The organism is Rhodococcoides kyotonense (genome assembly GCF_900188125.1).
GTDB classification, from domain to species: Bacteria; Actinomycetota; Actinomycetes; order Mycobacteriales; family Mycobacteriaceae; genus Rhodococcoides; species Rhodococcoides kyotonense.
The window spans coordinates 18,453-31,736 of record NZ_FZOW01000010.1; the positions used below are offsets into that span (position 1 = coordinate 18,453).

The window sequence follows — 13,284 nt, forward strand, 5'->3', positions numbered from 1 at the left end:
GTGCAGGGATTGATTCTGCAGCTGACCCGAGCGGGTTTTCTACTCTTGCTCTGGTTCTTCGTCTGGGCCGTCCTTCGGACTCTCCGTAGCGACATCTACGCAGCGTCCGGCATGCGGATGCCAGCACGGTACTCGGGAGGCTCGAAAGTGCTCCCGTCGTTCTCCAAGCAGAAGGTTGCCAAGAATCTAGTGGTGACTCAGGGCGGTCTCGCCGGTACCCGAATCTCGCTCGGCACGCAGCCGGTTCTCATCGGCCGCGCCGACGATTCCACGCTCGTACTGACCGACGACTACGCGTCGACCAGGCATGCGCGTATCTCTCCTCGGGGCGGTGATTGGTACGTCGAGGATCTCGGTTCGACCAACGGCACCTACCTGGACCGCGCCAAGGTCACCACGGCCGTCCGTGTCCCGCTGGGCACCCCGGTGCGCGTCGGCAAGACCGTGATCGAGCTGCGCCCGTGACTCTGGTACTCCGCTATGCGGCCCGCAGCGATCGCGGACTGGTCCGTTCGAACAACGAAGATTCCGTCTATGCCGGGGCGCGCCTGTTGGCGCTCGCCGACGGCATGGGCGGCCACGCGGCCGGTGAGGTCGCGTCGCAGTTGATGATCGCCGCTCTGGCTCACCTCGACGACGACGAACCCGGCGACGATCTCCTCGGCAAACTCGAAGCGGCGACGCGTGAAGGCAACGCGTCCATCGCCGATCAGGTCGAGGACGAACCCGAACTCGACGGCATGGGCACGACGCTCACCGCAATCCTGTTCGCGGGCAAGAAGATCGGGCTCGTACACATCGGTGACTCGCGCGCGTACATGCTGCGCGAGCACAAGCTGACGCAGATCACCCGCGACGACACCTTCGTCCAATCGCTCGTCGACGAGGGGCGCATCACCCCCGAGCAGGCGCACACGCACCCGCAGCGTTCGTTGATCATGCGCGCGCTCACCGGCAACGAGATCGAGCCGACGCTGACGGTCCGCGAGGTGCGTGCCGGAGACCGCTACCTTCTGTGTTCCGACGGGCTTTCCGACGTCGTCAGCGACGAGACCATCGAGAACACGATGAACGAGGGCGACTGCGGCGAATCCGCCGACCGCCTCATCGAGCTCGCGCTGCGCAGCGGTGGACCGGACAACGTGACGGTCGTCGTCGCCGACGTCATCGACCTCGACTACGGCCAGAGCCACCCGATCCTGGGCGGCGCGGCCAGCACCGAGGAGGAAGAGGATTCTCCCCCGCCGAACACGGCAGCAGGACGTGCGGCAGCGATGCGGCCTCCGCGCGCGACACCCAAACGCATCACGACGCCACCGCCCGAGCCGGAGAAGAAGTCGCACAAGTTGCGGTGGACCCTCGTCGCGCTCGCCGTGGTCGCGCTGCTCGTGGGTGGCGCGTTCGTCGCCAACACCGTCATTCGGAACAACTACTACGTCGGCGAGGACTCGGGCCGCGTCGCCGTACTTCGAGGCGTCCCCGGGTCGATCCTGGGTTACTCGCTGCAGTCGGTGCACACCATCGGTTGTCTCGACGCCGACGGCGGATTGACCCTGACCGCACCGGACACCGCACCGAGCGACTGCGACGTCTTCGAGATCGACGACCTCGCGCCCGCCGCGCGCGAGCAGGTCCGTGCAGGTCTGCCGTCCGGCAAGCTCGACGACGTGAACGGCCAGATGTTCCGTCTCGCATCCGGTGACCTGCTGCCGCCGTGCGAGGCGTCGACCGAGACGTCGACACCTGCGCCGACGCCCACCGAACCCGTGCCGACGCCGGAAGCACCTCCCGTGGCAGAGGCTCCGCCTGCACCCGAAGCGCCGCCGACCACGACCGTCGAACCCACTCCTTCGGTGCCTCAGGTGGCAGGTCAGAACTGCAGGGCCGGTACCTGATGAGCTCCAATCCATCTGCGGGGGCGTCCTTTCCGAGTCCGCCGGGAGGTTTCGCTCCTGCGCCGGTGCAGTCGAACCGTCGCAACGTCGAGTTGCTGCTCCTCGGTGCCGCCGTCCTGATCACGACGTTGTCGCTGATCCTGGTCGAGGCGAGCCAGGAGCAGGCCATCACGTGGGACATCGCGAAGTACGGAGTGGCGTATCTCGCTCTGGTCACCGTGGCGCACTTGGCGGTTCGACGGTTCGCGCCGTACGCCGACCCGTTGTTGCTGCCGATCGTGGCGTTGCTGAACGGTCTTGGCCTGGTCCTCATTCACCGACTCGACCTCGCCGATCAGCAGACGGCTGCGTATCTGGGACAAGAGATTCCGTCGCCCGACGCCACCCAACAGGTGCTGTGGACGACGCTGGCCATCGCCGGTTTCATCGCGTTGCTCGTGCTGCTCAGGGACTACCGCACGTTGGCCCGCTACAGCTACACCGTCGGTTTGGCCGGCCTCGTGCTGCTGGCCATCCCGGCGATCCTGCCGTCGGCGTTCTCCGAGGTCAACGGTTCGAAGATCTGGATTCGCCTGCCCGGCTTCAGCATTCAGCCCGGTGAATTCGCCAAGATCCTGTTGTTGATCTTCTTCGCGTCGCTGCTCGTCGCGAAGCGCGAATTGTTCACCACGGCAGGCAAACACGTTCTCGGGATGGACTTCCCTCGCGCACGCGACCTGGGCCCGATTCTGCTGGTCTGGATCGTGTCGGTCGGTGTTCTCGTGTTCGAGAAGGACCTCGGTACGTCGCTGCTGATCTTCGGCACGGTGCTGGTCATGATCTACATCGCCACCGAACGCGTCGGCTGGCTGATCATCGGCTTCGGTCTGCTGTTGGTCGGCTTCCTGTTCGCGTACCAGGTGTTCGGGCACGTCAAGATTCGTACCGACACGTGGCTGCACCCGTTCGACGACTACAACGACACCGGGTACCAGATCGTGCAGTCGATGTTCAGTTTCGCGACCGGCGGACTGGCAGGCACCGGCCTCGGCAGTGGACGGCCGTCGCAAGTTCCGTTCGCCAAGACCGACTTCATCATCGCCACCGTCGGTGAGGAACTCGGCCTGATCGGTCTGGCTGCGGTCCTGATCCTGTACCTGATCTTCATCATTCGTGGTCTTCGGACCGCGCTCGCCGTCCGTGACAGTTTCGGCAAGCTGCTCGCCGCGGGACTGTCGTTCACTATTGCGATCCAGCTGTTCGTCGTCGTCGGTGGCGTCACCAAACTCATCCCGCTGACCGGCCTGACGACGCCCTACCTGTCGTACGGAGGATCTTCCCTGCTCGCCAACTATCTGCTGCTCGCGCTTCTGATCAAGATCTCCGACGCCGCACGTGAACCCGCGACGCCGAAGAAGAAGCCGGCTCCTGCCGCGCCGATCGCAGAAGCACCGACCGAGATGGTGAAGCGCCCGTGAACACTCCACTTCGGCGCGTATCCATCGCCGTCATGGTGATGGTCGTCGCTCTTCTCGCCAACGCCACGTACCTGCAGGTCATCAAGGCCGACGACCTGCGCAGCGATCCGCGGAACTCACGCGTGCTGCTCGACGAGTACTCGCGACAGCGCGGTCAGATCTCGGCAGGCGGCCAGGTCCTCGCCGCGTCCGTGCCGACCGACGACCGGTACAAGTACCTACGCGCGTATCCGCCGAACCCGCTGGCGACGTCGAGCCCGTTGGCGAACGCCCCGGTCACCGGCTTCTACTCGATGCTGTTCTCGAGCAGCGGCCTCGAGCGCAGCGAGGACGAGGTCCTCAACGGATCCGACGATCGCCTGTTCGGACGACGACTGTTCGACCTGATCTCCGGCCGGGATCCACGCGGCGGCAACGTCGTCACGACGATCGATCCCGTCGTGCAGCAGGTCGCCTACGACCAGCTCACGTCGCGCGGGTACACCGGCGCAGTCGTCGCGATCGAGCCGTCGACCGGAAACATCCTCGCGATGGCGTCGACCCCCAGCTACGACCCCAACACGCTCGCCAGCCACGACGGCGAACAGACCACCGCGGCGTGGGACGAGTTGAACGCCGATCCGAGCAAGCCGCTGCTGAACCGAGCGATCTCGGCGACGTACCCACCCGGGTCGACGTTCAAGGTCCTCGTCACCGCGGCTGCCCTCGAAGAAGGTGCGACGCCCGACGACCAATTGACGGCCGCGCCGAACATCACGCTGCCCGGTACCGAGACGACCCTCGAGAACTACAACGGCAGCACGTGCGGCGGTGCGCCGACCGCGTCGTTGCGTGAAGCGTTCGCCCGCTCGTGCAACACCGCTTTCGTCGAACTCGGCATCAAGACCGGCGCCGACGCGCTGCGTGACACGGCGTCGGCGTTCGGGATCGGCAGCGAGACGACGTCGGTGCCGCTTCCCGTCGCGGACAGCACGATCGGTTCCATTCCCGACGACGCGGCACTCGGCCAGTCGAGCATCGGCCAGCGTGACGTCGCACTGACTCCGTTGCAGGATGCGATCATCGCCGCGACGGTCGCCAACGGCGGTGTCCGGATGGCCCCGCACATGGTCTCTCAGCTCCAATCCCCCGACCTGTCCGACCTGGCCACGACCACTCCGCAGTCGGAGGGTCAGGCGATCAGCCCGGAAACCGCCGCGACGCTGACGTCACTGATGGTCGGCGCCGAGAACAACGCCGGTTCCGAAGGCAAGATCCCGGGCGTTCAGATCGCGTCGAAGACCGGCACTGCCGAGCACGGAACCGATCCCCGGAACACGCCGCCACATGCGTGGTACATCGGGTTCGCACCTGCGGACAACCCGAAGATCGCGATCGCCGTCATCGTCGAGGACGGTGGCGACAGGGCACTCGCCGCGACGGGTGGCTCGGTGGCCGCTCCCGTCGGTCGAGCCGTCATCGCGGCCGGATTGCAGGGGAGGTGACGAAAGAATGCCGTTGAGCAACGGTGCGCTCATCGCGCAGCGATACCGACTGATCCGTCTCATCGCCACCGGCGGTATGGGACAGGTCTGGGAGGCGATGGACTCGCGCCTCGACCGCAAGGTCGCGGTCAAGGTTCTCAAGGCCGAGTTCTCCGAGGACCCGGAGTTCTTGCAGCGCTTCCGGTTCGAGGCTCGAACCACAGCGCAGCTCAACCACTCGGGCATCGCGGGGGTCTACGACTACGGCGAGACCCGCGACGAAGCAGGCGAGTCGCTGGCGTACCTCGTCATGGAACTCGTCAACGGCGAACCACTCAACGCGGTCCTCGGCCGGATCGGACGACTCCCGCTCGGTCATGCCCTCGACATGCTCGAGCAGACCGGTCGTGCGCTGCAGGTTGCGCACTCGGCCGGCGTCGTGCACCGCGACGTCAAGCCCGGCAACATCATGATCACGCCTGCAGGACAGGTCAAGATCACCGACTTCGGCATCGCGAAGGCCGTCGACGCGTCCCCGGTCACCAAGACCGGCATGGTGATGGGCACCGCCCAGTACATCGCCCCCGAACAGGCACTCGGCAGTGAAGCGACCGCGGCCAGCGACGTCTACTCGCTCGGAGCCGTCGGATACGAAGCGCTGTCCGGTCAGCGGCCGTTCACCGGTGAAGGTGCCTTGACGGTCGCGATGAAGCACGTCCGCGAGATGCCCGCGCCGCTTCCGACGGATCTTCCGCCGCATGTACGTGAGCTCATCGAGATCACGATGGCCAAGGATCCCGTCGCACGTTATTCCAACGGCGGCGAGTTCGCCGACGCGGTCGCCGCGGTCCGTGCAGGCCGTCGTCCTCCCGCCCCTGGCAACGGACGCGGCCCTGGCACCGGTCGCGTGATGATGCCGGGCGTCGTAGCCCCGTCGAGCACGCAGATGATGCCGACGTCGCAGAACCAGTACACCGGGCCGCAGACAGGTTCCGCCGAACCCACGCCTCCGGAGAAGTCCGGCATGACGAGTGCTCAGAAGGCACTCGCGTGGGGTGGTGCCGGCCTGCTGATACTCGCTCTGCTGATCGGTGGTTTCGTATTGTTGAACGGGCCGGACGACACCCCTGCCCCGTTCACTCCCCCGACGTCGACGACGCTTCCGACCACCACGACGACCACTGTCGAACCGACGACCGAGCCACCGACGACCCGGCCGACGACGACGACCGAGGAACCGACGACCACCACCGAGCCGCCGACCACGACACCTGAACCGACCACGACGACGCCGCAACCGACGACCACGACGGTTGCGCCGACGACCACGACGGGTGGCTTCACACTGCCCAGCTTCACGTTGCCGTCGCTCCCCGGTGCAGGCGACGAAGAGAGTCCCGGCGAACTCGAGAACCCCTTCCTCATGCCAGATCGACAAGGACAGCGATGACGACTCCCCGCAATCTCTCCTCCCGGTACGAGCTGGGCGAGATTCTCGGCTTCGGCGGCATGTCCGAGGTCCATCTGGCGCGCGACGAACGGCTCGACCGTGACGTCGCGATCAAGGTCCTGCGCGCCGATCTCGCGCGTGATCCTACGTTCTACCTGCGGTTCCGTCGTGAAGCGCAGAACGCCGCAGCACTCAATCATCCCGCGATCGTCGCCGTCTACGACACCGGCGAGGCCGAGACCGAAGCGGGCCCACTGCCGTTCATCGTCATGGAGTACGTCGACGGGCACACGTTGCGCGACATCGTGCGCGCGGAAGGCCCGATGGCGCCGCGCCGTGCGATGGAAGTAATCGCCGACGTCTGTGCCGCGCTCGATTTCAGCCACCGCAACGGCATCGTGCACCGCGACGTCAAGCCGGCGAACGTCATGATCAACCTCGCAGGCGCGGTCAAGGTCATGGACTTCGGTATCGCCCGTGCCATCGCCGACAGCTCCAGCCCGATGACGCAGACCGCAGCAGTGATCGGCACCGCGCAGTACCTCTCGCCCGAACAGGCCAGAGGCGAGCAGGTCGACGCTCGGTCCGACGTCTATTCGCTCGGCTGCGTGCTGTTCGAGATCCTCACCGGCGAACCGCCGTTCAAGGGTGACTCGCCGGTTGCAGTCGCCTACCAGCATGTGCGGGAGGATCCGCAGCTACCGTCGCGCGTCAACCCATCGGTGCCGCGTGAACTCGACTCCATCATCTTGAAGGCGATGGCGAAGAACCCGGCGAACCGGTACCAGACGGCAGCCGAGATGCGGACCGACCTCGTGCGGGTTCTCGGCGGACAGCGCCCGAGTGCGCCGACCGTCATGAACGACGAGGACCGCACGACGATCCTCGGTTCCATGGACGCGCGTCAGCCCCGGTCCGACGAGCCGCGCACGGTGACTGGATCCGGCGGACGCCACTCCGACGGCGACGAGGAGCCGAAGCGTCGCGGACTCCGTATCGCACTGATTGCCATCGCGGCGATCGTCGTCATCGGAATCGTCGGTGCGTTCCTGTGGTCGCTCGGACCCGGATCCAGCCCCGACCGCGTCGCGATCCCCGACGTCACCAACCTGTCCTCGTCCGACGCCGAATCCCGACTCCTCGAGGCCGACCTGCGCGTCGCCATCCAGGAGAAGCCCGACGCGACCGTCGCCGCAGGCAACGTCATCACTACCCGTCCCGGCGCGGGGTCGGAAGTGGACTCCAAGAGCACCGTCAACCTCGAGGTCTCCACAGGCCCAGAACAGGTTCAGGTCCCTCAACTGAGCGGCAAGACGCAGCAGCAGGCGGCCCAGGCGCTGTCCGCGCTGGGCCTCGAGCTCGACGGAACCGTCGGACGCGCCGCGTCGACACCGGAGAACCTCGACAAGGTCGTCGAGCAGAATCCGTCGTCGGGAGTGGGAATCACGGTCGGTTCGGCCGTGCGCATCACCCTCGGCAGCGGACCGGCTCAGATCCGCGTGCCCGACGTCGTCGGACAGCAGCTCGACGTCGCACAACCGAACATCGAAGGTGCCGGATTCAAGGTCGAGGTCGAGAACATCGACTCGAGCCAACCCGTCGGGCAGGTCGTGTCGACGTCACCCGCAGGTGGGTCCAGCGCGACCGAGGGCGACACGATCACGCTTCGCGTCTCCAACGGCGACAAGATCCCGATGCCCGACCTGCTCGGACTGACGCCGTCGCAGGCCAGGGACGCCCTCGAAGGAGCAGGCTGGACGGGAACGGCGTCGAACATCACCTCGACGAACCAGAGCACGCTCGACCCGACGCTCGTCGGGAAGGTCGTCAATCAGGCCGAGCCGGCCGGGTCGGAGATCACGAAGACCCAGAGCATCGGCATCAGTGTCGGAACGTTGGGCATACCGCCTCGGTGAGGCAGCTCTGCAGCTCGTGAGTGTTTATGTATAGAGGGCTATACATAAACACTCACGAGGGGCGTAGCCACTAGGCATGCACGGCCGGCGCAGCCGCACTCGCGACCTGCGCTTCGAGCTCACGCACCAGCGCGTCGTCCACCTTCAGGCCACATACTTCGAGCCAGTTGGCCAGCATTCGGTGCCCGCCCTCGGTCAGGATCGATTCCGGGTGGAACTGGACACCGTGGATGGGCAGCTCACAATGACGCATCGCCATGACCAGACCCGAATCGGTAAGCCCGGTCACCTCGAGGACGTCAGGAATGGTGTCCGCCAGCACCGTCAGCGAGTGGTATCTCGTCGCCGTGAACGGCTCGTTCAGTCCCGCAAGGACGCCGACACCGGAGTGATGGACCTTGCTGGTCTTGCCGTGCAGCAGTTCGGGGGCGCGATCGACCGTGCCACCGAACGAGGCACCGATGGCCTGATGTCCGAGACACACACCGAGCAGAGGCGTCTCCGCACGCGCAGCAGCAGCGACCAGATCCATCGTGGCGCCCGCGCGCTGCGGAGTACCGGGTCCGGGACTGAGCAGAATGCCGTCGAACTTCTCGGCGACGGCGTCGCGGTCGGCAAGCCGATCGTCGTCGTTGCGCCACACGGTCGCGTCGACCCCCAACTGACCGAGATACTGGACGAGGTTGAAGACGAAGCTGTCGTAGTTGTCGACGACCAGGATGCGCATACGGCCAGGATAGGCGAGCGGGTAAACCGCCCCCCACGTCACCTCACGGGCTGTGCGTAGCGCGTGCGCACGACGCCGGTGTACCCAGGGACTGTCAGGTCGTCCGCGGCTGTCGCGTCGTAGCCGAGCCCGTACCGCAGCGCATACTGCTGGAACACCCGCACACCGCGATTGTTCTCGAGCGCCGCGGTGAGTCGAGCCGGATCCCCGAGCGCCGTCACGACGTACGGCGGACTGTACGTACGGCCACCGAGCAACAGCGTGTTCCCGATGCACCGGGGTGCGATCTCGCTGACTATCCGCTGGTCCTGCATCGCGATGGCCGACGCGCCACCCGTCCACAGTGCGTTGAGCACACTCTGTACGTCCTGTTGATGAACGACGAGATCGTTGGGCGCCGCGCCCGACGCGTATCGGCCGTCGGCACCGCGTGGCGCATCGGTCAGGGTGACGACGACGCCTGCTCCCGATTCGGGATTCAGCCCGGCTGCGCCGCTCAGTGCCTCGGATTTCGCGAGCGCGTCGCCGACTTCGGCGTCCTGCGCGCCTGCGGCACTCTGAAGCTCCTCGAGTCGACGGGTCAGATCGGCGCGAGCCGTGTCCGCGTCGTCGGTGCTGCTCTGGGCGCTGCGTACGAGATCGGATATCCGTGTCGTGTCGGACCTGCGGATTTCGTCGCCCGAGGAGAGCTGACGCGTCGTCGCCAACAGAATTCCGACGACGACACAGACGACGACCACCATGATCTGCCAGACACGGTCGGTCAGGCGCGCTCGACGACGGTCGGTCATGGCTGAAGTCCGGTGCTCTCCCGTGTGAATCTCCTGCGCTAGCGTGTACTGGACGAGTGTCGGCACGTGCGGCGCTCACCTTTGAGAACAGACGCTACCCGCTCGAGTGTGCATGGGCCCGTCCACAACTTGTCCCAAGGTTGTCCACAGGCCGGGCCCCACCTACGAGCAACGACGACGAAGAGGTTCGGACATGCCCAAATCGAAGGTTCGCAAGAAGAAGGACTACTCCATCGCGCCCGGGACACGTACTCCCGGAGCCGTGAAAGCGGGTCCGTCGAGCACCCTCTACGTGTCGGTGATGCTGGGATTCATGCTGGTAGGGCTCTTGTGGCTGCTGGTGTACTACTTGGCAGCCGACGACCTCGCATGGATGAACGCGCTCGGTGCCTGGAACTTCCTGATCGGTTTCGGCTTCATGGTCGTCGGACTCGTCATGACCATGAGATGGCGATGATCCCGACCCCTTCATCCCAAGTTACACACATGTCATTCATCAACAATGTGGATAACTTCTGTGGATAACTTCGAAAACGATCCACAGGATGTGCACAACCTGTCGTGGGCGACGCCGATCAGCGCGGTGGTCGCGCTGGCCGTTGGCGGATTAGCGCTGGTCACCGTCGCGTTCGTCACAGACGTCGATCCGGCGGGCCGATTTCTCGTGACGGCAGCGGCGCTGGGCCTGTGGATAATTTCGGGATCGGCGGCTTTTCAGCGTCCCAGGCTGTGGATAAACGATGGATCGTTGTCGATGAAGCGGCTGACCGGCGTTCGCACGTACCGTCCCGACGAGATCAAACGCGTCAAGCTCGTCCGTTACCCGCGGCTCGGCCGTCGCGTTCCCATGCTCGAACTCGACGTCCAACGAGCAGGCGATGACGACGACCGACTCGTCATCTTCGGTCGCTGGGACCTCGGAACCAACCCACAGGACGCGTACGACGCCCTCGAGCGACACGGGTTGGTCCCACCCGGACGCTGAGCCGTCAGCGCGCCGACGTGAGGATTTCGGCACCGTCGTCGGTGATCGCGATCGTGTGCTCGCTGTGGGCCGTCAAGCACCCCGTCTTGCTGCGCAGAGTCCACCCGTCGGCGTCGGTGACGAGTTCGTCGGTGTCCTCCATGACCCACGGTTCCAGAGCGAGCAGCAGCCCGGGACGTAGCTTGTAGCCACGTCCTGCTCGGCCGGTGTTCGACACGTGCGGATCCTGGTGCATCGTCGAGCCGATGCCGTGACCGCCGAATTCGACGTTGATCGGGTATCCGGCGTCGTGCAGCACGGTGCCGATCGCATGGGAGATGTCACCGATGCGCGCGCCCGGTCCTGCAACGGCGATTCCGGCGGCGAGTGCGCGCTCGGTCGCGTCGATCATCTCGATGCTTCCTGCGGGCCTCTTCTCACCGACGACGAAGCTGATGGCCGCGTCCGCCGCAAGTCCGTCCTTGACCACGGCGAGGTCGAGCGTCAACAGGTCGCCGTCCGCGAGCACGTAGTCGTGCGGCTTCCCGTGCAGCACAGCATCGTTGACTCCGGTGCAGATGTAGTGCCCGAACGGCCCGCGTCCGAACGACGGCGCGTAGTCCACGTAGCAGGATTCGGCCCCCGCTCCGAGAATCATCTCCTTGGTCCACAGGTCGACGTCCAGGAGATTGGTGCCGACGGTGGCGCGCGCCTTCATCGTCTGCAGAATGTCGGCGACCAGTGCGCCTGCCTGGCGCGCTCGCGGCAGCTGACTGGGCTTCAGTATCTCGATCATGCGGCGCCTTCCTAGGGATACCAATAACTATCCCGGTAATGTTATCCCGGTATTAGTATCGGCTCATGGTCAGGTTGCCACTCACATCCGTCGAGCTCGAGCGTGGACAGCGCCTCGGTGCGCTCCTGCGCCGCTCGAGAGGGTCACGTTCGATGCTCGACACCGCCCTCGACGCGGGTGTGTCACCCGAGACTCTGCGCAAGATCGAATCGGGCCGCGTGGCGACGCCTGCATTCCCGACCATCGCCGCGATCGCCGATGTTCTCGGCCTGTCGCTCGACGACGTCTGGGCAGAGATCAACGCCCCCGTCGACGCCGGCGGGAGCCGCAGCGCGCGGGAGGCGTCGTAGACGAGTTCTAGATCCCCATCTGGGCACGAATATCGAGGATCCGGAGTGCGATGACCGCCAACGCGACGACGGCAACCGCAGCGACACCCACCCACGCCAGCCGAGGTGAACGCGTCGGGCTGGGGAGAAAGACGATGGCAGCGGTCGCGGCAGCGCCGGCGACCAAACCACCCATGTGACCCCACAGCGAGATTCCGGGGATCGAGATGCTGATGACGATGTTCACGCCGATGATGACCAGAACGGGCGTCGGGCTGCGCTTCAAACGCAGCAGTACGACGGCCTGAGCACCCAGAAGACCGAAGATCGCGCCCGACGCACCCACCGTGACGGCTCCGGGTGACTCGAGGACCAACACCGAAGCGCTGCCGCCGAGCAGTGAGACCGCGTAGACGGCGACGTATCGCGCCTTGCCCAGGACCGCCTCGAGATCCCTGCCGATGATGTACAGGGCGAACATGTTGACGAGCAGGTGAATCGGGCCGTAATGCAGGAACCCGCTGCCGATCACGCGCTGTACGTCGCCGGTGGCGACCAACGGAGAGTAGAGCGCCCAGTCCTGGAACAACGCGGAATTGCGAGTGTTCTCCAACAACGAGCTGGACTGCGCAGCCGTCACCGCGAACGCCAGGACGTTGAGTCCCATGATGATGTACGTGACCAAGCCGTACCTCGACGAAGCAGGCGCGCCGACGACGGTTCGCACCTGTGCAGTCGATCTGTTGGCCGCCTGAATGCACTCGAGGCAGTGCTGCCCGACCGACGCGGGCCGGAGACACTCGGGGCATGCGGGCCTGCCGCACCGCGAGCACGCGAGACCGGTGGGCCGGTCGGGGTGCCGGATGCACCTCGACTGAGGTGGGGTGGGCTGATCGCCGGGCGCGCCACCCCAGCCGGGGTTCGTCATGTTCTTACGAGTTCCTTCTGTAGGCCAACCGTCAGGCGATGGTGACGCTGTTGATGACGACCTCGTCGACCGGACGGTCGCCGCGACCGACAGGCGTTCCCGAGATCGCGTCGACGACCTTCTTCGACGCCTCGTCGGTGACCTCGCCGAAGATGGTGTGGCGACGGTTCAGGTGCGGGGTCTTCACCGACGTGATGAAGAACTGCGAACCGTTGGTGCCCGGGCCTGCGTTGGCCATGGCGAGCAGGTACGGACGGTCGAACGACAGTTCCGGGTGGAACTCGTCGCCGAACTTGTAGCCCGGGCCACCGGTTCCGGTGCCGGTCGGGTCGCCGCCCTGGATCATGAAGCCGTCGATGACGCGGTGGAAGACTGCGCCGTCGTAGAACGGTCCGGAGTTTCCGCCGGATGCGTTGGTCGTCGTGTACTCCTTCGAGCCGTCGGCCAGGCCGACGAAGTTCTCGACAGTCTTCGGCGCGTGGTTGCCGAACAGTTCGATGACGATGTCGCCGCGGTTGGTGTGCAGCGTTGCCGTGGATGTCTTGTTTGGTGAAGTCACACCACCATC

At 65.6% G+C, this 13,284-nt stretch carries 14 protein-coding genes; 9 read left to right on the forward strand and 5 right to left on the reverse strand.

What is annotated here, in order from left to right; all coding sequences use genetic code 11:
• Genes CHB96_RS17050 through pknB form a run of 6 tightly spaced genes read left to right on the forward strand, consistent with a single transcriptional unit; the run spans window position 1 to window position 8,181 of the window.
• Window positions 1–465, forward strand: coding sequence for an FHA domain-containing protein FhaB/FipA (locus tag CHB96_RS17050; protein ID WP_089248386.1), 465 nt, complete (start codon window positions 1–3; stop codon window positions 463–465).
• Window positions 462–1,895, forward strand: a complete 1,434-nt coding sequence (locus tag CHB96_RS17055; RefSeq protein ID WP_089248388.1) for a PP2C family protein-serine/threonine phosphatase — start codon at window positions 462–464, stop codon at window positions 1,893–1,895. Before CHB96_RS17050 ends, CHB96_RS17055 begins: the two co-directional genes overlap by 4 nt.
• Window positions 1,895–3,352 (forward strand): FtsW/RodA/SpoVE family cell cycle protein, encoded by a 1,458-nt coding sequence (locus CHB96_RS17060; protein WP_089248390.1) that lies wholly within the window; start codon window positions 1,895–1,897, stop codon window positions 3,350–3,352. Before CHB96_RS17055 ends, CHB96_RS17060 begins: the two co-directional genes overlap by 1 nt.
• Window positions 3,349–4,836 carry a peptidoglycan D,D-transpeptidase FtsI family protein gene (locus tag CHB96_RS17065; RefSeq protein WP_089248392.1) on the forward strand — a complete coding sequence of 496 codons (1,488 nt, stop codon included), beginning with the start codon at window positions 3,349–3,351 and terminating at the stop codon, window positions 4,834–4,836. Before CHB96_RS17060 ends, CHB96_RS17065 begins: the two co-directional genes overlap by 4 nt.
• Window positions 4,837–4,843: 7 nt before the next feature.
• Window positions 4,844–6,265, forward strand: a complete 1,422-nt coding sequence (locus tag CHB96_RS17070) for a serine/threonine-protein kinase (protein ID WP_089248394.1) — start codon at window positions 4,844–4,846, stop codon at window positions 6,263–6,265.
• Window positions 6,262–8,181: a Stk1 family PASTA domain-containing Ser/Thr kinase gene (gene pknB / locus CHB96_RS17075; protein WP_089248396.1), complete on the forward strand. Its 1,920-nt coding sequence runs from the start codon at window positions 6,262–6,264 to the stop codon at window positions 8,179–8,181. The genes CHB96_RS17070 and pknB overlap by 4 nt, the downstream gene beginning before the upstream one ends.
• A gap of 70 nt (window positions 8,182–8,251) precedes the next feature.
• On the opposite strand, the gene CHB96_RS17080 is transcribed toward pknB, so the two are convergent.
• Window positions 8,252–8,908, reverse strand: a complete 657-nt coding sequence (locus CHB96_RS17080; protein WP_089248398.1) for an aminodeoxychorismate/anthranilate synthase component II — start codon at window positions 8,906–8,908, stop codon at window positions 8,252–8,254.
• A 38-nt stretch (window positions 8,909–8,946) separates the two neighbouring features.
• Entirely contained in the window at window positions 8,947–9,699 is a 753-nt protein-coding gene (locus CHB96_RS17085; RefSeq protein WP_089248400.1) for a DUF881 domain-containing protein, read from the reverse strand.
• Between the two features lie 193 nt (window positions 9,700–9,892).
• Between CHB96_RS17085 and crgA the strand changes: the two genes are divergently transcribed.
• Window positions 9,893–10,156: a cell division protein CrgA gene (crgA, locus tag CHB96_RS17090; protein WP_089248402.1), complete on the forward strand. Its 264-nt coding sequence runs from the start codon at window positions 9,893–9,895 to the stop codon at window positions 10,154–10,156.
• A 45-nt stretch (window positions 10,157–10,201) separates the two neighbouring features.
• Complete coding sequence (locus tag CHB96_RS17095; RefSeq protein ID WP_176444347.1) at window positions 10,202–10,684, forward strand: PH domain-containing protein; 483 nt, start codon at window positions 10,202–10,204, stop codon at window positions 10,682–10,684.
• A 4-nt stretch (window positions 10,685–10,688) separates the two neighbouring features.
• On the opposite strand, the gene map is transcribed toward CHB96_RS17095, so the two are convergent.
• A complete protein-coding gene (gene map, locus CHB96_RS17100) occupies window positions 10,689–11,459 on the reverse strand; it encodes a type I methionyl aminopeptidase (protein WP_089248406.1) in 771 nt (256 codons plus the stop codon).
• A gap of 65 nt (window positions 11,460–11,524) precedes the next feature.
• Between map and CHB96_RS17105 the strand changes: the two genes are divergently transcribed.
• Window positions 11,525–11,809: a helix-turn-helix domain-containing protein gene (locus CHB96_RS17105; RefSeq protein ID WP_089248408.1), complete on the forward strand. Its 285-nt coding sequence runs from the start codon at window positions 11,525–11,527 to the stop codon at window positions 11,807–11,809.
• A 7-nt stretch (window positions 11,810–11,816) separates the two neighbouring features.
• Here CHB96_RS17105 and CHB96_RS17110 read toward each other — a convergent pair whose 3' ends face one another.
• On the reverse strand, window positions 11,817–12,716 hold the full coding sequence (locus CHB96_RS17110; RefSeq protein ID WP_089248410.1) for a rhomboid family intramembrane serine protease: 900 nt from the start codon (window positions 12,714–12,716) through the stop codon (window positions 11,817–11,819).
• Window positions 12,717–12,747: 31 nt separating this feature from the next.
• On the reverse strand, window positions 12,748–13,275 hold the full coding sequence (locus CHB96_RS17115) for a peptidylprolyl isomerase (RefSeq protein WP_089248412.1): 528 nt from the start codon (window positions 13,273–13,275) through the stop codon (window positions 12,748–12,750).
• Between the last annotated feature and the right edge of the window lie 9 nt (window positions 13,276–13,284).

Coding starts and splice junctions, on each gene's coding strand:
- CHB96_RS17060 (WP_089248390.1), top strand. CDS start 1,895: ATGAGCTCCAATCCATCTGCGGGGGCGTCCTTTCCGAGTCCGCCGGGA.
- CHB96_RS17070 (WP_089248394.1), top strand. CDS start 4,844: ATGCCGTTGAGCAACGGTGCGCTCATCGCGCAGCGATACCGACTGATC.
- pknB (WP_089248396.1), top strand. CDS start 6,262: ATGACGACTCCCCGCAATCTCTCCTCCCGGTACGAGCTGGGCGAGATT.
- CHB96_RS17080 (WP_089248398.1), bottom strand. CDS start 8,908: ATGCGCATCCTGGTCGTCGACAACTACGACAGCTTCGTCTTCAACCTC.
- CHB96_RS17085 (WP_089248400.1), bottom strand. CDS start 9,699: ATGACCGACCGTCGTCGAGCGCGCCTGACCGACCGTGTCTGGCAGATC.
- crgA (WP_089248402.1), top strand. CDS start 9,893: ATGCCCAAATCGAAGGTTCGCAAGAAGAAGGACTACTCCATCGCGCCC.
- CHB96_RS17095 (WP_176444347.1), top strand. CDS start 10,202: ATGTGGATAACTTCTGTGGATAACTTCGAAAACGATCCACAGGATGTG.
- map (WP_089248406.1), bottom strand. CDS start 11,459: ATGATCGAGATACTGAAGCCCAGTCAGCTGCCGCGAGCGCGCCAGGCA.
- CHB96_RS17105 (WP_089248408.1), top strand. CDS start 11,525: ATGGTCAGGTTGCCACTCACATCCGTCGAGCTCGAGCGTGGACAGCGC.
- CHB96_RS17110 (WP_089248410.1), bottom strand. CDS start 12,716: ATGACGAACCCCGGCTGGGGTGGCGCGCCCGGCGATCAGCCCACCCCA.